Origin of the sequence: Streptomyces sp. L-9-10, from assembly GCF_004151105.1 — a bacterium.
In the GTDB taxonomy this organism is placed as follows: Bacteria; Actinomycetota; Actinomycetes; order Streptomycetales; family Streptomycetaceae; genus Streptomyces.
The window spans coordinates 174,912-194,684 of the sequence record NZ_PHRF01000097.1 but is presented as its reverse complement, the minus strand read 5'-3'; the positions used below and the strand labels follow the sequence as shown (position 1 = coordinate 194,684).

Sequence of the window (19,773 nt, the reverse complement as noted above, 5' to 3'; positions counted from 1 at the left end):
ATGGCCCGCCACTACTACAACTGCCCGCTGCGCTGGTCGGACATGGACGCCTTCGGGCACGTCAACAACGCGGTCTTCATCAGTTATCTGGAAGAGGCCCGTATCGACTTCATGTTCCGGCTGGCGCCGGGGGACGGCTCGCCGTCCTTCTCCGGCGGGTCCGTGGTGGCCCGGCACGAGATCGACTACAAGCGGCCGCTGGTCCACCGGCACGAGCCGGTGACCATCGAGTCATGGGTGACGAAGATCAACGCCGCGTCGCTGACGATCGCGTACGAGATCAAGGACGAGGGCCAGGTGTACGTACGGGCCTCGACGGTCGTCGTGCCGTACGACCTGGCGGCCGGGCGGCCCCGGCGGATCACCGAGGAGGAGAAGATGTATCTCCGGAAGTACCTCGACGACGAGGCCGCCACCGGCAGGGGCGAGAGCCCGCGGGACGCCGGGGACAAGGACGCGCTCGCGGCATGACGGCGCCCGAGCAGACAGTGGAGTTCGCCGACGCGCGGGAGGCGGCCGATCTCGGCGCCTTCCTCGGCCGGCTGATCCACTACGACCGCGCCGCCGCGGTACGGCTCCAGGCCGGGGGCGGCGCGCTCGCCGTCTTCGGCCGGCCGGCGTCCTTCGAGGTGCTCGCCATCCGTACGGCCAGGCTCGCAGCGCCGTACGCGCTCGATGTCACCGTCTCCGCCGGGGAATTCCTCGAGGCGATCGACGAGGCGGCGGGCAGCGCGGCCGTCCCGGCGGCCGTCACCGGCCCGCCGTGGGCCGGGGTGCTGCCACCGCGCGGCGGCTGGCGGCAGGTGCCGGGGCTGCCGGGCACGGACGCCATGCGCCGTGCGCTGGCCGCCGCGGTCGCCGAATTCCGTTCCCGCGACGAGCGGTTGACGCCCGGCGACAGGACCCGTACGGAACGCGACCGGATAGGCCGGGAGATCTGGTCCCGGACCCTCGGAGACACGCGTCTGCCGCTGCGGGCCGTGCACGCCGCGCAGGCGCTGGGGTTCCTGCGACCCGTCCGCGCCATGGTGCCGGCCGCCGCACCCGTCGAGGAACAGCCGGTGGCGCTGCTGGAGTCGGGCGGCTGGCTCCGGCTCCGCACACCGTACGGCTCGATCGCGGTACGGCGCGCGGGGATCGGCGGTCTCACGGTCACCCCGGTCTGAACCGAACGCCTGAGGACCTGAACCGAACGTCTGAGGACCGGCACGGGACCGGGCGTCGGGGGACCGGGGAGGAGATCAGCCCGCGGCGTTCACCATGGAGGCGGCGGCGTAGGTGAGGTAGTCCCACAGCTGCCGCTGGTGCGCCTCGGAGAGCCCCAGTTCCTCGACGGCCACCCGCATGTGCCTGAGCCAGGCGTCGTGCGCGGCGCTGTCCACCGTGAACGGAGCGTGGCGCATCCGCAGCCGGGGGTGGCCCCGGTTGTCGCTGTAGGTGCGGGGACCGCCCCAGTACTGCATCAGGAAGAGCGCGAGCCGCTCCTCGGCGGGGCCCAGATCCTCCTCCGGGTACATCGGCCGCAGCAGCGGATCCTCGGCCACCCCCTGGTAGAACCGGTGGACCAGGCGCCGGAAGGTCTCCTCGCCGCCGACCTGCTCGTAGAAGGTCTGCTCCTGAAGCGTGCCCCGCGGAATCTCGTTCACCTGTCCATGGTCTCAGACGGACCGGCGGAGGACCTCGGCCCTAGGACCATCCCCTGTCCGGAGGCTGTCCGAATACTGGCGCGCAGATGCCAAGGCCCACTCGCTTCCCGGCCGCTCACCCAGGACAGTGGGGGGATGGGTGCACACCGGGAGGACGTGTACGGGCCGGACGAGGCGGACGTCGCCGACGCACGCGCCGGACTGATCCGGGAGATCGCGGTGACCGGGGCGCTCGACGACCCGGCCTGGCGCGAGGCGTTCGAGGCGGTTCCGCGCCATCTCTTCGTGCCGTACTACTTCGTCGGCCGCCCCGGTGGCTACGACCGGCTGTGGAGGGGTGACCCCGACCCGGTGCGGCGCCGGCGCTGGCTGCGCGGGGCGTACGTGGACGGGCCGCTCGCGACCCGGGTACGCGACGGCGAGCTGATCTCGTCCAGCAGCCAGCCCTCGCTGATGGCCCGGATGCTGGTGGAGCTGGATGTACGGGACGGGGACCGCGTCCTGGAGATCGGCGCGGGCAGCGGCTACAACGCGGCCCTGCTCAGTCACCGGCTGGGCGACGAACTCGTCACCACCGTCGATGTCGACCCGGAGATCACCGAGTGCGCCCGCAGCCATCTCGCCGCGGCCGGCTACCGGCCCGCCGTCATCACCGGTGACGGCGGACGCGGCTGCCCGGAGCGCGCTCCGTTCGACCGGATCATCGCGACCTGCACCCTGCCGTCGGTGCCGACGGCCTGGTTGTCGCAGTGCAGGCCGGGGGCACGGATCCTGGCGCCGCTCGCCACCGGACTGATCAGCCTCCGTGTCGGGAAGGCGGCCCACGGGAACGGCGCACAGGGTGGTGGCGGGAGAGGGCGCGGCGAAGGAGAGCGCGGCAGCTGCGCGGAGGGGCACTTCCTGAACACCGCCGCCTACTTCGTACCGCTGCGGGGCGTGCCGGGGAGCACGGCCCTGGCACGCCGGCCCCTCGGCGGACTGCCGAGGCGCGCGAGCGAGAACGAACTCTTCCGCTTCCTGCTGACCCTGACCGCGGGCAGCCTGGATCCGCACGAGGCGCTCTCCCTCTGGGAGCGCGAGCGCCACCCGGAGCGGGAGCGGTTCGGCGTCACTCTCACCGGCGGGCGCCAGTGGGCCTGGCTGGACGACCCGGCGGGGCCGTACGTATGGCCCCTGAGCGCGGGTGGCGTCAGCCCCGGCGGATCGTGATCGTCGTCCAGGCGCCGACATGCACCCGGTCACCGTCCTTGAGCGGGACGGGGACATAGGGCTGTATCGGATCCTCGGCTCCGTTGAGCGTGGTGCCGTTGGTCGAGTTCTGGTCGACCACGGCCCAGCTGCCGTCCGGCTGGTGGACCAGGACCGCGTGCTGGTGCGAGACGCCCGGGTCCTCCGGCGGGACGGACAGGTCGATCTCCGGCGACTCACCGGTGGAGTGTCTGCGGCGGCCGATCGAGACCTGGTTCCCGGCCAGCGGCAGACGCTGCTCGGGGGAGTACGCCGGCAGATTCAGGCCGGTGGCCTCGGGGCCGCTGCGCTGCATCATCGCCATGAAGTACTCACGGTCGGGGCCGATGACCGCCGTCCAGCCGGCCGGCGCCTGCTGGTACTGCCGCATCGGGTCGTGCTGCTGGGGCACCTGCGCCGGTGCGTGCGGCTGCGACTGCTGCGACTGCTGTGACGAATGCGACTGCTGCTGTGAGTGCGGAGCCTGGAGGGCCTGAGGAGCCTGAGGGACCTGGGGAGCCTGAGGCTGGGCCGGGGCCGACATACCCGAGGGCGGCGGCAGCATCCAGTCGTCGTCACCGGCCGGCCGCGCGGGCGAGGGCGACCGCGGGGCGGCGGACTGCTGCTGGAAGGCGGGCGGGGGCGGCGGTCCCTGCTGCTGATACGACGGCGGGGGCGGCGGTCCCTGCTGGTGCGGGTTCTGCGGCGAGGGAGGCGGGGGTGGCGAGTGCGACGAGTGCGGCGACGCGGGCTCGGGCGACAGCGGTTCTGCGGGCCGGTTCAGCTGCGAGGGCCGCGAGCTCTGGTACTCGTACGGATCGTGCGGCCGGGGCGGCTGCTGGGCCTGGAAGCCCGGCGGCAGGTTCAGCCCGGGAATGGGACTGCTGGTGCCACCGGGGCTGCCGGGGCCCGGCTGCGGGGCCAGCGGGGTGTACGACGTCGCCGTGTTCGTCAGGAAGTTCCAGCGGCACTCCTCGCAGAACGGAGCCATCGGCTCGCGTGGAGTGCGGCACTGCGGGCACAGCTCGGACTGGGCGGTGGCACCGGGGCCGGGCCCCGGCGGATAGCCGTAGCCGGGCGCGGGCGGCGGCGGGGGAGGCGGTGGTGGTACGGCACCCGTGGGAGCGCCAGGACCGGCCATGCGATGGCCGCAGACCTCGCACCAGTCGTCGGAACCCGACTGGTGTCCGTTCGGGCAGGTCGGCATGTCGGCGCTTCCCCCTCTCCTCGTCCGGCCCGCAGGCCGCCGTTCTCTGTGTCTCCGTGCCGCGGACTCGTCGCTACGCGGATGCTTGGTGACGCCGGTCCTTCGTGACGCCGGTGCTTCGTTACGCGGTTACCTCTTGACGCGAACGGTCTTGGTGGAACGCGTTTCGAGGGTCATCTCGTCCGCGTCCGCGACCTTCGCCTTCAGTCGCACAGTACCTGTCGCCGCGTCGACGACGTCCACCACCTTCGAAAGCAATTTCGCGGTATCGGCGTTCCCCGACGACGCGGCGAGCTGCACCGCACGTCCCAGTTTCGCGGTCGCGCCGTCGAAATCGCCCGACTTACGCGCATCCAGACCCTGTTGGATGACTTGCGCCAGTTCGGCTTGACCCGTGTAGTGCGCGACCTGGGGGTTTATCGTCGTGGAGGCCGCCATGTCGTCCGTCCACACCGCCCGTACCAGCCCTTGCGACAGCACCTCGGGGGCTCCGCCGCCCTGCGTGGGGAGGATCAGCGAGACCCGCGCGGCCAGCATCTCCTGGCCGATGCCGGCCTCCGGAACCCGTACAGACACGTGGTAATCGCGCGATTCGTCGCCCCAGGACCCGGTGGGATAGTCCCCGGCCCGCGGTCCTGCCTCCGTGCGCCGGCCGGTCAAGTCCTCGACCGTGGGCGCCACCTGCTTGACGAAGGTGATCTCCACGCCGACGGGTGTCCACATCCGCAGCGCCACATCCGCGATCTCCTTGCCCATCGCGTTCTCCATCATGGTGGTGAAGTCCGCGGCCAGGCCGGCCGGATCGGCGACGATGTCGGCGCTCCCGAGCAGCGCGGAGGCGATGCCCGTGACCTCCTTCACCTCCCAGTCCGTGCCGACACCGCGGGCGTCACAAGTGAACCGTCCCGCGCAGGAGTCGAGCGCGGCCCTCAGATCCTCCGGCGCCTCGTGCTCGTTACGCCCGTCGGTGAGCAGGATGCCGTGCCGGATGGGGACATCGGCCGTGGCCAGCAGCCGGTCGGCGAGCCGGAGCCAGGTCCCGATCGCCGTACCGCCGCCCGCGCTCAGCCGGCGCAGCGCCTCCTTGGCCTGGGCTCTGGTCTGTCTGTCGGCGACCGCGAGTCTGCCGTTGCCCGGGTAGACCTCCTTCGCCACATGCGTACCGCCGACGATCGCGAAGGCGACCCCGTCGCGCAGGGTGTCGACGGCCGCGGCCGTGGCGTCGCGCGCGTTGCGCATCTTCGTCGGCGGGTAGTCCATGGACCCCGAACAGTCGACCATGATCACCACGGCCGCGTTCGGGCTGTACCCGGGAAGGACGGAGGGTGTGGACGAGGCTCCCGCCAGTGGCACTCCGCCGGTGGTGCCGCCCCCTGTCGAGGTGACCGTGACGATCGCGCTGACCTCGCGCCCGCCTTCCGGCAGGTATTCGTTCTGGTACACGTCGACGGAGAACTGCGGCACGTTCGACTTGGAGAAGTTCGCCATCTGTATCGGCTCCTTGACGCTCCACACAGCAGAGACAAGTCAGTGAAAGGGCAGTAAAAGATCTTCAATTGATCAGTAATCGGTCAGTTCAGGGGCATGCGTGATCGAGAGCGGGCAGAGCGGGAATCACGCCGAGTTGTAGGCGGATCCTGCCCCTTGCGGTGGCAGGGCGAACGGCAGCACCGCCACTGTTACGTTGTCGTGGCCCCCACCGTCGAGCGCGTGCCCGACCAGTACCTGGGCGGCGTGCAGCGGCCGTCGCGCCGCGTCGGCCGGCAGGGCCCTGGCCATCTCGTCGGCGCCCTCCGCGTAGTTCCACAGACCGTCCGTGCAGACCACCACCACACCGGGGCGGTCCGGCTTGAACGAGGCGGTGTGCGGCTCCAGTTCGTACGCGTCGGCGCCGAGCCAGCCGGTGATGGCGTGGGCGCGGGCGTCCGCGTACGCCTCCGCCTCGTTCATCAGGCCCGCCGCGACCATCTGCGCGGCCCAGGAGTCGTCCTCGGTGAGCCGGGCGGGCGGGCCGCCGCGGTCGTCCGGGATCCAGTACGCCCGGCTGTCGCCGATCCAGCCGACGACCAGCAGGCCGCCCGCGACCACCGCGCCGACGATGGTGCACGCGGGGGCGTTCTGGTGGCGGTGCGGGTCGTGCTCCATCCCGCCGCCCGGGGTCGTGGCGAGGGCGTTGACCGCCTCGGCCGCGACGACGATCGCGTCGTGCATCGACTGCTGCGGATGCGTCCCGCGCTCCAGCGCGGCCAGCAGGGACTCGTTCGCCGAGGAGGCCGCCGCGGCCGACGCCTCGTCGGGACGGGTCGCGGACGACACACCGTCGCAGACGACCGCGACCACGGCGGGGGAGCCGTCCGGCAGGGCGGCCGACGACACGGCGAACGCGTCCTCGTTGCGGTGATGACGCAGCCCGCGGTCGCTGACGGCCGCCACCGCGCCCAACTCCTGCTCCACATGGTCGCGTTCACGCGGCTGGGCGTGTCCGCAGTTCTCGCAGTAGCCGTCCGTGTCGACCCGTCCGGCCCGGCAGGCGACACAGAGCTTGCCGCCGGGCGGGAGCACGGCGCCGGGGTCCACGGTGCGCGGATCGGCGGCGTCCGGGTTCGGGCTCTCCGGGCGGGCGCTCTCCTCGTTCGTGCTCGCCGGGCCCGCGGCCCCCTGGCCCGTGTTCTCCTGGTTCGCGTAGTCGCGCGCCGAGCTGTCCCGGACCACGGCCGCGGGTGCGGCGGGCGCGGCGGGCGCGGCGGGCGCGGGCAGCTCGAAATCACCTGGATGGGCGGGCAGCCGTGAGCCGCTCGACTCCAGCCCCACCAGTTCTTCCGGCAGATGCAGCGGCGCGGGTGTGCCGGAGCTGTCGGTTCCGGTGACCGTGGGCCACTCCACACCGGTCACGGGAGCACCCGCCGCCGGAGCACCCGCCGCCGCGGCGTCGGGCACCGTGCTGTCGGGCACCCGGGCATCGGGCTCCGCCGGTCCCACGCCCTTCATCACGAGGGTGGGTCTGTCGTCCGGGCGCGGTGGCACGACCGACAGGTCGTAGCCGCACGCGCCGCAGAACAGGTCGCCGGACTCCAGCGGCTCCTCGCAGCTGGGGCAGGTCGGCAGCTGCGCCGACTTGGGCTTCTGGGACATCAATCACACCCACGTCCGGGGGCGGAAACGGTTGGCCCGCTCCACCAGTTCGATCCTTTCCTCGCCGCGCTGAGCGAGCCGGGCGAGTACCCGGTAGGAGCGTTCCAGTCCGAAACGCAGCCCACGCTCGTCCAGTTCGCTGCCGAGCAGTACGGCCCGCACCGGACGGGAGCCGGGACTACCGGAGAGTACCCAGTCCAGGGCCGTCCCCAGTACCTCTGTCGACAACCGCTCGCGCCGCACCGCGTCCAGACCGAACTGCTGGAGCGCGGACACCTGATGGGCGGCAGCCGTCAGATCGTCGATCAGCGGGCGCTCCTGGCCGGGGCCGACGGCCGCCGTCCGCGCTCCGCGCTGCCGCAGTCTGGCCCGTACGGCCGCCACCCGCGCCGCCGTGTAGTGGATCGACGCCTCGGGCACGGACTCCAGGGACCGTACGGCACCGGCCCGGTCACCGGCGGCCAGCTGCACCCGGGCGAGACCGAACGCCGCGCTGACATAGCTCGGGTCGGTCGTCCAGACGAGACGGTAGTACTCGGCGGCGTTGTCCAGCTGACCGAGCACCTCGGCGCAGACGCCCAGCGCCAGCTTCGGGGCCGGCTCGCCGGGGAACGCGTCGTATATCGCGTCGAAGGAGAGCGCCGCGGTCTCGTGGTCGCCCGTGGAGAGCGAGGCGACGCCCCGGTACCAGACGACCCGCCAGTCATCCGGACGCCGCTCCTCCAGGGCGGCCAACGACGCGGCGGCCGTGGCCAGTTCCCCCATCTCCAGCCGGGCGCGCAGCTCGCGCAGTCCGCGCTCGACGGAGTCGGCGGGGGCGGCGGCCAGCGCGGTGATCAGCTCGGCGGGGGCCGAGGCCAGCAGACCGGCGAGGAATCCGGCGTTCGGATCGTTCGGATCGACTCTCGGTACGGGCAGCGCCAGCGCGATCGCCCGGGTGTCGAGCGGCGCGAGCCGGGGCACACCGGGGCCCGGGGTGCCCGCGGCGCCCGCCGTCGTACCCGAGGCGCTCGTACCGGAGCCGCTCGTGCCCAGGACGCCCGCCGCCGCGCCCGGGGCCGCCTCCGCGCGGGGCGCCGGCAGATACGGCGGGACCGCCGGGGCGAGCCCACTGGCCCCTGCAACGCCGGGCCGTGCGCCGGGCGCGGGGAGCGCGACCGCTCCGGCCCCGGCACCCGGCGGCAGGACCGGCGCGGCTCCCGTTCCGTCGCCGCCCGCGAGAGCGGGCCCCGACCCCTCCGTTCCGGCGCGCCGGCCGAACAGACCGCCTCCCCGGGCCCGTTCGGGACGCGCCCCCAGCCGTGAGACCTCCTCGGTCAGCTCCGCGAACAGCTCCGTGTCCGTGACCCGCAGCTCGGGACCGAACAGCGTCGACAGCGACGGGCGCGGACGCCCCGTCTGCAGCGCCACCACCTCCCGCAGCACGCCCGTCAGCTGCTCCGCCATCTCCTGCGCCGACGAGAACCGGCGCGCCGGATCCGGGTCCGTCGCGCGGACCAGCAGCCGGTAGAAGGACTCGTACGTCCGGAAGACCTCGATGTGGTCCGGGTCCGGGAGCGAGTCCGCGAACACGTTGGTGTAGCCCTGGAAATCGAAGGTCAGCACCGCCAGGGTGCGGGCGACCGTGTAGAGATCGGAGGCCACCGACGGGCCGACCTCCGCGACCTCGGGCGCCTGGTAGCCGACGGTGCCGTAGATCGCCGACTCGTTGTCGTCCGTCCTGCGGACCGCGCCCATGTCGATGAGCTTGAGCTGGTCCTCGGTCTGGATCGCGTTGTCGACCTTGAAGTCGCAGTAGAGCAGATTGCGGCTGTGCAGATGGCCGAGCGCCTCCAGCGCCTCGATCCCGTACGCGCACGCCTGCTCCACCGGCAGCGGATCGCGCCTTCCCGCGGCGGTGCGCCGATCGTTGGCGATCTCCTTCAGCGATTTGCCGCCGACGTACTCCATGACTATGTAGCCGTCCATGGAGCCGGTCCGCTGGTCGAGATGTTCCACGAAGTTGTAGATACGGACGATGTTGGAGTGCTCGATCTCCGCGAGGAAGCGGCGCTCGGAGATCGCGGCCTCCATGGCGTCCTGGTCGCCGGTGTCCAGCAGGCCCTTGAGCACCACCCAGCGGTCCGAGACCGCGCGGTCGATCGCGAGATAGACCCAGCCGAGGCCGCCGTGGGCCAGACAGCCCACCACCTCGTACTGGCCGTGCACGATATTGCCCTCGTGCAGCTTCGGTACGAACGAGTACGGGTGCCCGCACTTGGTGCAGAACCCTTCCGTCCGCCCCGGCCGGTCCCCGCGCGCACGGCCAACCGGCGCACCGCAGTCCGAGCGCGAGCAGAAGCGCTTGCGCTCGGGCACTTCCGGATGCTCCATCACCGCGGAGCGCGGGTCGGGGCGCGGCACGTCCGGTACGGAGACGAGGCCCGCGCCGAGGCGGTTACGGCCCGACGCCGCCGTGGACGAGCCGGAGCTGCGTACCGACACCGACTGGGTCGACAGCCGCCCGGACAGCGTGCGCGAGAGGCGGCCCGAGACCGAGCGCCGGGACGTGGACGAACGTGAGGAACTCCGCGAGGAGGCCCGTGCGGAGGAGCCGGACGACGAGCGCGAGGACGCGCCACGGCCGGAACCGCTGCTCCGGCCGCCGCCCGTGATGCCGGTGGGCGGCGAGGACAGCGAGCCGTTGGGCGAGACGACGGGCGCCAGGCCGCAGGTGTCGCAGTACAGCTCACCGCCGCCCATGTCCTCGTACGAACCCTCGCAGCCGGGGCGCTGGCATGCGTTCGTCCCGCTCATCTGTCCCCCCGTTGACCCGTTGACGCCGGCATGCCCGTCGCGCCTCGCTCCGTCATGTGTCCCCCCTGTGGTCGGCGGCGCCGGGCCCGCGGGGGACCAGCACGTCCGCCGCCGCCCGCTGGTAGCGCAGCACCGCCTCCTCGGCCACCCGCAGATCGCAGGGCGCGCTCCACAGCATCCGGCGCGCCGCGTCGTACCGCTCGATCAGCACCGGGTCCTCGGCCAGTCCGTGCCGGGCGACCTTCGCCTTGTACGCGTCCAGCCGGCCGCGCAGCTCCGCGCGGACCGCGAGCGGCGCGGTGACCGCCGTCAAGGATTCGCGGGCCCGCAGCAGTTCGTCCTCGGCGTCCCGCTCCAGCGACTCCAGGAGCGGCGAGAGCCGGTGCCACTGCGCGTGTCTGCGGTACTCGGCGGCGGTCGAGAGCCGTTCCTGGAGGGCCGTCGGCGGACCGCTCACCGCGGGCACCTCGGTGGCGGCGATCTTCGCCAGCACCTCGCTGCGGGCCGATCGGGCCTCGGTGAGCGTACGGTCCGCGCGCGACAGTACGTCCCGCAGCCGCATCAGCCGTTCCTCGGAGTCCTGGCGCACCCGCAGGACCGCCTCGATCTCGCGCCGTACGTCCTCCAGCGCGCGGGCGGCCCTGTCGTAGCGCTCGGTGTCGGGACGGCCGCCGCCGGGCGCCGAACTGCCGGGGCCGGGCCGCCAGAACGCCAGCGGATCGGAGATCACCTGCTCGCGCAGCGTGCTCAGTTCCTGGGTGATCGACTCCAGGTCGTCGCCGGCCGGATGCTCGCCGGGCCGTACGCCGACGGAGTGCGCCAGCGAGCGGGTGCGCCGCAGCTCCGCGGAGAGCAGATCGATGCGTGCGGGCAGCGCCGACCACACCGAGTCCGCGGCCACGACCATGTCCAGGGACGACGCGTACAGCTCGTTCATCCTGGCCACCAGCTCCGCGAGCGTGAAGCGCTCGGAGAGCTTCGCCGGGCCGGTGAGGGACGCGGGCAGCTGTCCCGCGGCGCCCGCGACCACGACATCGCGGCCGCGCAGCGTCTCCGTCAGCTCCAGCAGGTCGTCGCGATTGGGCCAGCGGCGTCTGGCGCGTGCCTCACGGGCCCTGTTCAGCGCCGCGGTGTAGCTGTCGAAGTACGTCCACAGGAGCGTGATCGACAGTTCGGCGGCGGCCCAGCGGTCCTTGGTGACGCCGGTCAGGTCGGCGCCTTCGAGGAGTCTGCGGCCCGCGTGGTCCTGGAGGGCGAGCAGCGAGGTCTCGATCGCCTCGTACTCCGCTTCGAGGCGTGACAGGGCGCGGTCCACCTCGTCCCGGTCCATCACCGGTCCCGGTGGCTTCCCCGTCGAGTCGGGGAAGGAACCCGTGACGCCCATCGCTCACCTCTCCGCTCGTCTCTTCGGCCCTGCCGGAACGCCGGCCGGCGCACCGCGTGTCCGCGGGTCATCGGCGCTCGGCCGCGGCCCTCGGCTTTCGGCCCGTCAGTCTTTGTAGGTGGCTGTGGGCGGCTTCGTGATGCCCGGCAGCCCCGCCGCCAGCCATCGCGTGTACGACGTCATCCAGGGGCTGTTGGGTCCGCCCGCGCGGTACTCCTCCAGCACGTGGTTCACCCGGCGCACCAGATCGTCGTTGCCGAGCTTGGCGGCGACACCGTAGTACTCCGGCTTGAGCGGCTTCCCGCGCAGCTCGACCGCCGGGTCCTGGGCCGCCTGGCCGGCCGCGAGGGCGTTGTCCGTCATCAGCGCGTCGACCTCGCCCAACTGGAGCCGGACCAGGCAGTCGAGCTGGTTGGGCACCGTCAACTGGTCCTTGTCCGAAGGCTTCCCCTCATTCGCGTCCTCGTATATCGCGCCGAACGACTCGCTCTTCAGTGTCTCGTTCGCGATCGAACCCTCGGCCGTGCAGACCCGCTTTCCGGCCAGGGACGTGTCGTATCCCTTGATGGCCGACCCCTTCGGGACCAGTATCTGCTGGCCCGTCTGGAAGTAGGCGGTGGAGAAGGAGACGTCCTTGAGCCGGTCGCAGGTGATCGTCATCGTCCGGACGACCAGGTCCACCGTGCCACTCTTCAGCGCCTCGGTCCGCTGGTTGGTGGGGATGGTACGGAAGACGATGGCGTCCGGACTGCCCAGTATGTCCGCCGCTATGGCCTTCGCCAGATCGATGTCGAAGCCCTCCAGATCGCCGGTGTCGGGGTTGCGGGCGCCCCAGCGGTAGCTGTTCTGGTCGACTCCCACGATCAGCTTGCGGTCATCACCCGTACGGTCTCTGATCGCCTTGACGCCGGCGGCGTTGTTGTCGTCGACGGGCCGGAGACTGGCCTCGGGGGAGGGGCAGTCGTCGGCCTTCGCGGGCACGGCCGTGGCGATGCGCTGCTCGGAGCGCTCCGTTTCCTCCGAGGTCGTACGGGTCAGCGGCAGCAGGGTGACCGAGGCCGTCAGCACACAGGCGCCCGCCATGGCCGAGACACCGCCCCAGCCGCGGAGCCGCCGGAACGGGCCGGGGCCGCGGGAACGGCGCGGCCTGTCCGTCGAGGTCATCCCTCCCCCTCTCACCGGTACTCCGAAAGCCTGCGGCCGATCCCCAGGATCGCGCCCACCGCGGCCACCAGCGCCAGCGCGCCGGCCCCGATCGCCAGACCGTTCAGCGCGCCGAGACCGTCCGAGGCGTAGGTGTCGAACTCCTTCTGCTCCAGATCGATCGCCAGCTTCAGTGACGAGTCCACCTGGCGGAAGGACTCGCCGGTGGAGCCCTTCGCCCCGGTCGCCGCGGGGTCCTTCGACCCGATCACCAGCGCCAGCGCGGTCTTGTAGTCACCGGTCTTGTCCGCCTTGCTGGCCAGGGCGTGGCGCTCGCGCCATTCCGCGACCGAGGCGATCGCGTCCTTCACCGGCGTACGGCCGTCGCTGTTGTCGGCGAGCCCCTCGGCCCTGCCGAGCGCGACGCTGAGCTTGTCCATGCCCGTGTTGTAATCCGTCTCGTACTTGTCCTTGTTGTCCTCGTTGAGGACGGCGCCCCTCGCGACCAGGGTGAGGTTCTCATTCGCGCGGGCCTTGAGCGAGTTGATCCGCGCGTCGTTGAGGACCTCCAGCGACGCCTGGCCGTGCGTCTTCGCGTTGTCCAGCTCCGCGCGCGCGACGGTCTGCGCGGCGGCCAGCCAGAGCAGCAGGACCGTGGCGGCGGCTGTGGCGGCGAGCAGGCCGTGGTTGAACACGCGGTTCGTCCGCAGGTAGTTGCGCCGCTGTGCCCAGAAGAGAGCGCCGAACGCCAGCACGCCCAGCGCCGTCGAGAGGAACGGCCACAGCCGCGCGTCGTCGTTGTCCGTCGCGAGCCGGTCGGTCTCCGCCGCGTACAGCTTCTCGGCGGCGGGCAGCAGTTCGTTGCTCATCAGCTGGTTCGCGTACCGCAGATAGGCGCCGCCCAGCGGCAGCCCCTGCCGGTTGTAGGCGCGGGCCTGCTCGATCAGGCCGGTATAGCGCGGCAGTCCCTCGTTGAGCGTGGCGATCTGGCGGCCCGACTCGCCGGTGTCGTCCGTGTGCGTGGCGGCCGTGATCAGCAGTCCCGACGCCGTCGTGATGTCCGTGCTGTACGTCTTGCGCACATCCGCGGGCTCCGGCGCGCCCGCCAGGAAGCCGCTCGCCGCGGCCGTGTCGGCGTCGGCCAGCGAGCGGTAGATGTCCGCCGCGTCCACGCTCAGCGGCTGACTGCGGTTCACCACGTCATCGGCGGCGGTGAACCGGTCCGACGCCTCCCAGGCCGTCACCGCCCCGAAGGCCACGACCAGCAGGGCCAGAGCCGCGCCGATGATCCGCAGCCGGCCGGGCTCGGTCGTCGCGGCAGCGCGCAGCCGCTCCGCGGTCTCGGCCCATGCCGCCCGGCGCACGGGCAGCTGGCCGGGCGGCGGAGCCGACGGCGGCCGCGTGGGCGCGTGCGGCGGAGCCGACGGTGGCGCGGAGCGCACATTCGACGGGTTTGTCACGTGACCTCCCCCTTGGTCATGGACGACGGCGGCCCGCCCCCTGCGGGCCGGGGGACAACTCCAGGTCAGCAGTATGGCCGGAGGTACTGACAACTACACCAGGATTGACTGGATCTTGTCCTTCTCGCGTCGGCCGCGGCCGGGACGGTCCCCCGCCGTCTTCCTGCCGTCTCCCCTCCATGAATACGCCGGAGCCCCGTGAGCGGTTCCCGTTCACGGGGCTTTCGTACGGATGGGACGGCCCGGAATCCGCGTGGCCGTCCGCGCCTCATGGGGCGGCCCGGGTCAGGCGTAGTGCGCCCCGAGCCTGGCGTGCGCCTCCGCGCCCGCCCCCACCTGGTCGAGACCGAGCAGCGCGGCCCCCAGCACCGGCGGCGCCGTCACCACACCGATGACCGCCTTGGGCGCCCTGGCCGCCAGCAACTCCGCGATCCGGTCGTCCAGTTGCGGATGACGGGCCGCCAGGACACTCCCGCCCAGCAGCACCGGCACCTCCTCGTCGAGCAGCCCGAGCTTGCCGAGCGCCACCGCGGCCAGGACGACGACCTCCTCGGCCAGCCGGTCGACCACGGAGTGGGCCACCGCGTCGCCCGCCGCGCTCGTCGCGAACAGCACCGGCGTCAGCTCATGCCGGCGCGTGAACGGGATATGACCCAGATGCAGCGCCTCGATCAGCTCGTACATCGAGCCGAGCCCGAAGTGGCCGGGCAGCGTCCGCACCAGCTCCGTCGGCTCGCCGCGGCCGTCCTCGGCCCGCGCCGCGAACCACAGGGCCTCCTCCGCGAGGCCCGAACCGCCGCCCCAGTCACCGGAGATCCGTCCGATCGCGGGGAACCGCGCGGTACGGCCGTCCGGCAGCATTCCCACGCAGTTGATGCCCGCGCCACAGACGACGGCCACGCCCCGCGGCTCCGCGCCGCTCGGCAGCCCGGCGCGCAGTATCGCGAAGGTGTCGTTGCGCACCTCTGTCGTACGCCCCCAGCCGCGCGCCTGCACGGCCTCGGCCAACTCCCGCTCCTCGACCGGGAGATCGGCGTTGGCGAGACAGGCCGACACATGGCCGACGAGATCGCGCTGCGGCAGCCCCGCCGCCGAGGCGGCCTCGGCGACCGCCGCCGCCAGCACGTCGACCGCAGCCTCGATCCCGACGACCGGCGGCTGGAAGCCGCCCCCGCGGGCCGTGCCGAGCACCGAGCCGTCGGCGCCGATCACGGCCACATCGGTCTTGCTGTTCCCGGCGTCGACGGCCAGGACGCTCGCGCGCCCCACCGTCCCGCCGGCTGTGCTCACCGCCACGCTCACACCCACGCGAGATGCTCCCGGTTGTGGGCGATCAGCTGGTCGGTGAGCGCCTCGGCGTACTCGTACTGACCGATCAGCGGGTGCGCGAGCAGCGCCTTGAAGACCCGGTCCCGGCCGCCGTGCAGCGCGGCCTCCAGCGCCAGGTCCTCATACGCCGTGACATTCGCGATCAGGCCCGCGTACAGCGGATCCAGCTCGGACACCGGGAGCGGCGCCGCGCCCGACGTGTCCACCCGCGCCTGGACCTCGATCACCGCGTCGTCCGCCAGGAACGGCAGCGTGCCGTTGTTGTACGTGTTCACCACCTGGACCGGGCTGCCGCCGCCGCGCAGCAGCGAAGCGGCCAGATCCACCGCGGCCTCCGAGTAGAAGGCGCCGCCGCGCTTGGACAGCAGCTCGGGCTTCTCGTCCAGCGTGGGGTCGCCGTACATCTCCAGCAGCTGCTTCTCCATCTCGGCCACCTCGGCGGCGCGGGACGGCTTGGTCCGCAGCTCCCGTACGACCTCGTCGTGCGCGTAGAAGTAGCGCAGATAGTACGAGGGCACGACCCCGAGCCGGTCCAGCACCGCGCGCGGCAGCCGCAGATCGGCGGCGAGCGAGTCGCCGTGCTCCGCCAGCAGCCTGGGCAGCAGATCGGCGCCGTCGGGGCCGCCGAGCCGTACACCGCGCTCCCAGGTCAGATGGTTCAGCCCCACATGCTCCAAGTAGACGTCGGAGGGCGCGACGTCCAGCAGCTTCGCGAACCTGCGCTGGAAACCGATCGCCACATTGCACAGTCCCACGGCCTTGTGGCCGGCCTGGAGCAGCGCCCGGGTCACGATCCCCACCGGGTTGGTGAAGTCGATGATCCACGCGTCGGGGTTGGCGCGCCGCACCCGCTCGGCGATGTCGAGGACCACCGGGACCGTACGCAGCGCCTTGGCGAGACCGCCCGCGCCCGTCGTCTCCTGTCCGACGCAGCCGCACTCCAGCGGCCAGGTCTCGTCCTGGTTGCGCGCGGCCTGTCCGCCGACCCGCAGCTGGAGCAGTACCGCGTCGGCGCCGGCGACGCCCGCGTCCACGTCCGAGGTGGTGGTGATACGGCCGGGATGGCCCTGCTTGGCGAAGATGCGCCGGGCCAGCCCCCCGACCAGGTCAAGACGGTCGGCCGCGGGGTCGACCAGTACGAGTTCCTCGATCGGCAGGGTGTCCCTCAACCGAGAGAATCCGTCGATGAGTTCGGGTGTGTAGGTCGATCCTCCGCCTACCACGGCGAGCTTCATGGTTCTCAGCCCTTCACTCCGGTCAGTGTGACTCCCTCGACGAACGCCTTCTGGGCGAAGAAGAACACGAGGATCACAGGGGCCATGACCAGTACGGTCGCGGCCATGGTCAGGTTCCAGTCGGTATGGTGCGCGCCCTTGAAGGACTCCAGGCCGTAACTGAGCGTCCAGGCGGCCGGGTTCTCCGAGGCGTAGATCTGCGGGCCGAAGTAGTCGTTCCAGGCGTAGAAGAACTGGAACAGCGCGACGGCCGCGATCCCGGGCCTGGCCATCGGCAGGACGACCCTGATCAGCGTACGGAACTCACCGCAGCCGTCGACCTTCGCCGCGTCCAGGTACTCGTTGGGGATCGTCAGCAGGAACTGGCGCAGCAGGAAGATCGAGAACGCGTCACCGAACGCCATCGGGATGATCAGCGGCCAGAGCGAGCCCGACAGATCGAGCTGCTTCGCCCAGAACAGATACATCGGAATGATGATCACCTGGGGCGGCAGCATCATCATCGAGATGACGAGCATCAGCGACAACTGCCGCCCCCGGAAGCGGAACTTCGCGAGCGCGTACGCCACCGGGATCGAGGAGAGCACCGACAGGACGGTGCCGAGCCCCGCGTACAGCAGGGTGTTCTTCCACCAGGTCAGAAAGCCCGGGGTGTCGAACACCTTCGCGTAGTTGCCCCACTCCCAGGAGTTGGGGGTCAGATCACGGGTGAGCGCCTGCTGGTCGCTCATCACCGAGGTCAGGAAGAGGAAGACGAACGGCAGCACGAAGAAGAGCGCGGCCGCGACCCCCAGCGAGTGCACGGCGATCCAGTGCAGCAGCGCCTTGCGGCGCGCGGTGCGGGCGGCCGGCGTGCGGTCGGGCGCGTCGGGCGCGGTCGTCGTCGGCGAGCCGGGCCGGCCGAGGAGTTGTGTCATCTCAGTCACCCGATCCGATCAGTCCGCCGCGCCGCCGCATCAGCAGCGCCGTGAAGGCCATGGCCAGCGCGAACAGCACGAGCGCGACCACACACGCGGCTCCGTAGTCGAAGCGCTGGAAGCCCAGGTTGTAGACCAGCTGCGGCAGGGTCAGCGTGGACTTGTCCGGGTACCCGGGCTCGAACTGCTGCCCGGAGCCGCCGATGACGCCGGAGGCGACCTTGCCCGCCACCAGCGGCTGGGAGTAGTACTGCATCGCCGAGATGACACCGGTGACCACGGCGAACATCACGATCGGCGAGATGTTCGGCAGGGTCACGAACCGGAAGCGGTGCCAGGCCGACGCGCCGTCCAGCTCGGCCGCCTCGTACTGCTCCTTCGGCACGTCGAGCAGCGCGGCCATGAAGATCACCATCAGGTCGCCGATGCCCCAGACGGCCAGCAGGGTGAGCGCGGGCTTGGACCAGCCGGGGTCGTTGAACCAGCCGGGGGTCGGCAGGCCGAGGTCCCCGAGAATGGTGTTGACCGGTCCCGTACCCGGGTTGAGCAGGAAGACGAACGCGAGCGTCGCGGCGACCGGCGGCGCCAGATACGGCAGATAGAAGAGGGTGCGGAAGATCCCCGTACCCGTCTTGATCTTCGTGATCAGCAGGCCGACGCCGAGTCCGAAGACCACCCGGCACGTCACCATGATCACGACGAGCCAGAGGGTGTTGCGCAGGGACGGCCAGAACATCGGGTAGTCATTGAAGACGTACGACCAGTTCCCCAGACCGTTCCAGACGGGCGAGTTGAAGCCGTCGTACTTCATGAAGGAGAAGTAGACGGTCGAGATCAGCGGATACGCGAAGAAGACGGTGAAGCCGATCAACCAGGGCGACATGAACGCCGCCGTCCGAAGCGCCGACCTGCGGCGCTTCGAACGGAGCGTGTGCGTGGACATCGGTGGCTTCCCGGCCCGCTACTTGGCCTGCTCGATGTCACGGTCGATCTGCTCGGCGGTCTTCTCCAGACCCGCCTGAAGATCCTTCACCTTGCCCTGCTCGTACTGGTACCCGAAGTCCTGGAGCGTCTGCTGGTACGTCGAGCCGTTGATGGCGGCCGGCGGGGTGTTGGACCTCGGGTGCTGCGCGATGTCGAGGAAGGTCTTGAAGCGCGGGTCGAACTTCAGCCCCGGGGACTTCAGCGCCTCCAGCGTCGAGGGCACATTGCGGATGCCGTTGGCGAACTGGACGACCGCGTCGGTGTCGGTCGTCATGTACTTCACCAGCTCCCACGCGGCGTTCTGCTTCGTGCTCTGCGGCGCGATCCCCATGATCGTGCCGGAGAGGAAGCCCTTGCCGTAGCTGTCCGCCTCGTCGTCCGCCACCGGCATCGGCGCGACACCGATCTCGAACGGCACCTTGGCGTCCTCGGCCATGCCGAGCCGCCACTCGCCGTCCAGCTGCATGGCGACCTGGCCGGTGTGGAACGGGTGCTTGGCGCCCCACTCGTCACCGAACGTGGAGCGGAACTTCTCCAGCTTCGCGTAGCCGCCGAGGTCCTCGACCAGCTTCTTCTGGTACGTGAACATCTTGGCGAAGGCCGGGTCCTTCGCGATGTTGGACTTGCCGTCCTTGTCGAAGTACGCGTGGTCCCAGCTCGACATGTAGTGGTCGACGACCGTCTCGTAGCCGTGGTAGGTCGGCATCAGACCGACCTGCTCGTAGCTGTCGCCCTTGGTCTTCGTCAGCTTCTTGGCGACGGCGGCCAGCTCCGACATCGTCTTCGGCGGGGAGGCGATCCCGGCCTTCTCGAAGGCGTCCTTGTTGTAGTAGAGCCCGTACGCGTCGCTGAGCAGCGGCAGCGCGCAGCGCTTGCCCTCGAACTGCGTGTACTCCAGCAGCACCTTGGGGAACGTCTTCTCCAGGTCCAGTTCGGACTTCTGGATGAACGGGTCCAGATCGGCGAAGGCGCCCGACGAGCAGAACTTGCCGACGTTCGAGGTGGTGAAGGAGGACACCACGTCCGGCCCCTTGGAACCGCCCGCGCGCAGCGCCTGGTTGAGCTTGTCGTCATTGATGTTGCCGACGACGTTCACCGTGATGTTCGGATGGGCCTTCTCGAACCGGTCGATGTTCGCCTGGATGGCCTTCACCTCGGCGGGCGCGCTCCAGCCGTGCCAGAAGGTGATGGAGGTCTTGGCGTTCGGATCGTCGGAGGCGTCGGCGCCGGACTGCCCGGTACACGAGGTGGCGAGAACGGATATCGCGGCCACCGCGACGGCGGAGACGGCGAGACGACGGTTTCTGAGCATG

Annotated in this window: 16 protein-coding genes; 3 read left to right on the top strand and 13 right to left on the bottom strand. The window is 71.2% G+C overall.

The window, feature by feature from the left end; translation table 11 throughout:
- Positions 1-471, top strand: coding sequence for a thioesterase family protein (locus CU044_RS25950; RefSeq protein ID WP_129771162.1), 471 nt, complete (start codon positions 1-3; stop codon positions 469-471).
- On the top strand, positions 468-1,166 hold the full coding sequence (locus tag CU044_RS25945) for a hypothetical protein (RefSeq protein ID WP_129771161.1): 699 nt from the start codon (positions 468-470) through the stop codon (positions 1,164-1,166). Before CU044_RS25950 ends, CU044_RS25945 begins: the two co-directional genes overlap by 4 nt.
- A 75-nt stretch (positions 1,167-1,241) precedes the next feature.
- Here CU044_RS25945 and CU044_RS25940 read toward each other — a convergent pair whose 3' ends face one another.
- Entirely contained in the window at positions 1,242-1,646 is a 405-nt protein-coding gene (locus CU044_RS25940; protein ID WP_129771160.1) for a globin, read from the bottom strand.
- A gap of 135 nt (positions 1,647-1,781) precedes the next feature.
- Here CU044_RS25940 and CU044_RS25935 point away from each other — a divergent pair, with 135 nt between their 5' ends.
- Complete coding sequence (locus CU044_RS25935) at positions 1,782-2,855, top strand: methyltransferase domain-containing protein (RefSeq protein ID WP_129771159.1); 1,074 nt, start codon at positions 1,782-1,784, stop codon at positions 2,853-2,855.
- Here CU044_RS25935 and CU044_RS25930 read toward each other — a convergent pair.
- The 12 genes from CU044_RS25930 to CU044_RS25875 form a co-directional block, all read right to left on the bottom strand.
- The gene (locus CU044_RS25930; protein ID WP_129771158.1) at positions 2,836-4,080 is read right to left on the bottom strand and encodes an FHA domain-containing protein; all 1,245 of its coding nucleotides are present in this window, start codon (positions 4,078-4,080) and stop codon (positions 2,836-2,838) included. The two genes, CU044_RS25935 and CU044_RS25930, sit on opposite strands and share 20 nt — an antisense overlap.
- 129 nt (positions 4,081-4,209) lie before the next feature.
- Positions 4,210-5,568, bottom strand: a complete 1,359-nt coding sequence (locus tag CU044_RS25925; RefSeq protein ID WP_129771157.1) for a VWA domain-containing protein — start codon at positions 5,566-5,568, stop codon at positions 4,210-4,212.
- 126 nt (positions 5,569-5,694) lie between these two features.
- Complete coding sequence (locus CU044_RS25920; RefSeq protein ID WP_129771156.1) at positions 5,695-7,212, bottom strand: PP2C family serine/threonine-protein phosphatase; 1,518 nt, start codon at positions 7,210-7,212, stop codon at positions 5,695-5,697.
- Between the two features lie 3 nt (positions 7,213-7,215).
- A complete protein-coding gene (locus CU044_RS25915) occupies positions 7,216-10,008 on the bottom strand; it encodes a serine/threonine-protein kinase (protein WP_129771155.1) in 2,793 nt (930 codons plus the stop codon).
- A 52-nt stretch (positions 10,009-10,060) separates the two neighbouring features.
- On the bottom strand, positions 10,061-11,392 hold the full coding sequence (locus tag CU044_RS25910) for a hypothetical protein (RefSeq protein WP_129771154.1): 1,332 nt from the start codon (positions 11,390-11,392) through the stop codon (positions 10,061-10,063).
- A 105-nt stretch (positions 11,393-11,497) separates the two neighbouring features.
- Positions 11,498-12,556 (bottom strand): glutamate ABC transporter substrate-binding protein, encoded by a 1,059-nt coding sequence (locus tag CU044_RS25905; protein ID WP_129771153.1) that lies wholly within the window; start codon positions 12,554-12,556, stop codon positions 11,498-11,500.
- An 11-nt stretch (positions 12,557-12,567) separates the two neighbouring features.
- Entirely contained in the window at positions 12,568-13,905 is a 1,338-nt protein-coding gene (locus tag CU044_RS25900) for a hypothetical protein (protein ID WP_240045847.1), read from the bottom strand.
- Between the two features lie 375 nt (positions 13,906-14,280).
- Complete coding sequence (locus tag CU044_RS25895) at positions 14,281-15,264, bottom strand: BadF/BadG/BcrA/BcrD ATPase family protein (RefSeq protein ID WP_129771179.1); 984 nt, start codon at positions 15,262-15,264, stop codon at positions 14,281-14,283.
- 29 nt (positions 15,265-15,293) lie between these two features.
- On the bottom strand, positions 15,294-16,559 hold the full coding sequence (locus CU044_RS25890) for a 6-phospho-beta-glucosidase (protein ID WP_129771152.1): 1,266 nt from the start codon (positions 16,557-16,559) through the stop codon (positions 15,294-15,296).
- 5 nt (positions 16,560-16,564) lie between these two features.
- Positions 16,565-17,476 (bottom strand): carbohydrate ABC transporter permease, encoded by a 912-nt coding sequence (locus tag CU044_RS25885; RefSeq protein ID WP_129771178.1) that lies wholly within the window; start codon positions 17,474-17,476, stop codon positions 16,565-16,567.
- A gap of 1 nt (position 17,477) precedes the next feature.
- Positions 17,478-18,419 (bottom strand): sugar ABC transporter permease, encoded by a 942-nt coding sequence (locus CU044_RS25880; protein ID WP_129771151.1) that lies wholly within the window; start codon positions 18,417-18,419, stop codon positions 17,478-17,480.
- A gap of 18 nt (positions 18,420-18,437) precedes the next feature.
- Positions 18,438-19,772: an ABC transporter substrate-binding protein gene (locus tag CU044_RS25875; protein WP_129771150.1), complete on the bottom strand. Its 1,335-nt coding sequence runs from the start codon at positions 19,770-19,772 to the stop codon at positions 18,438-18,440.
- Position 19,773 lies beyond the last annotated feature (1 nt).

Excerpts from the sequence above, each read along its gene's own strand:
- CU044_RS25950 (WP_129771162.1), top strand. The coding sequence starts at position 1 with ATGGCCCGCCACTACTACAACTGCCCGCTGCGCTGGTCGGACATGGAC.
- CU044_RS25885 (WP_129771178.1), bottom strand. The coding sequence starts at position 17,476 with ATGACACAACTCCTCGGCCGGCCCGGCTCGCCGACGACGACCGCGCCC.
- CU044_RS25915 (WP_129771155.1), bottom strand. The coding sequence starts at position 10,008 with ATGAGCGGGACGAACGCATGCCAGCGCCCCGGCTGCGAGGGTTCGTAC.
- CU044_RS25925 (WP_129771157.1), bottom strand. The coding sequence starts at position 5,568 with ATGGCGAACTTCTCCAAGTCGAACGTGCCGCAGTTCTCCGTCGACGTG.
- CU044_RS25910 (WP_129771154.1), bottom strand. The coding sequence starts at position 11,392 with ATGGGCGTCACGGGTTCCTTCCCCGACTCGACGGGGAAGCCACCGGGA.
- CU044_RS25875 (WP_129771150.1), bottom strand. The coding sequence starts at position 19,772 with ATGCTCAGAAACCGTCGTCTCGCCGTCTCCGCCGTCGCGGTGGCCGCG.
- CU044_RS25920 (WP_129771156.1), bottom strand. The coding sequence starts at position 7,212 with ATGTCCCAGAAGCCCAAGTCGGCGCAGCTGCCGACCTGCCCCAGCTGC.
- CU044_RS25890 (WP_129771152.1), bottom strand. The coding sequence starts at position 16,559 with ATGAAGCTCGCCGTGGTAGGCGGAGGATCGACCTACACACCCGAACTC.
- CU044_RS25880 (WP_129771151.1), bottom strand. The coding sequence starts at position 18,419 with ATGTCCACGCACACGCTCCGTTCGAAGCGCCGCAGGTCGGCGCTTCGG.
- CU044_RS25935 (WP_129771159.1), top strand. The coding sequence starts at position 1,782 with ATGGGTGCACACCGGGAGGACGTGTACGGGCCGGACGAGGCGGACGTC.
- CU044_RS25945 (WP_129771161.1), top strand. The coding sequence starts at position 468 with ATGACGGCGCCCGAGCAGACAGTGGAGTTCGCCGACGCGCGGGAGGCG.
- CU044_RS25905 (WP_129771153.1), bottom strand. The coding sequence starts at position 12,556 with ATGACCTCGACGGACAGGCCGCGCCGTTCCCGCGGCCCCGGCCCGTTC.
- CU044_RS25930 (WP_129771158.1), bottom strand. The coding sequence starts at position 4,080 with ATGCCGACCTGCCCGAACGGACACCAGTCGGGTTCCGACGACTGGTGC.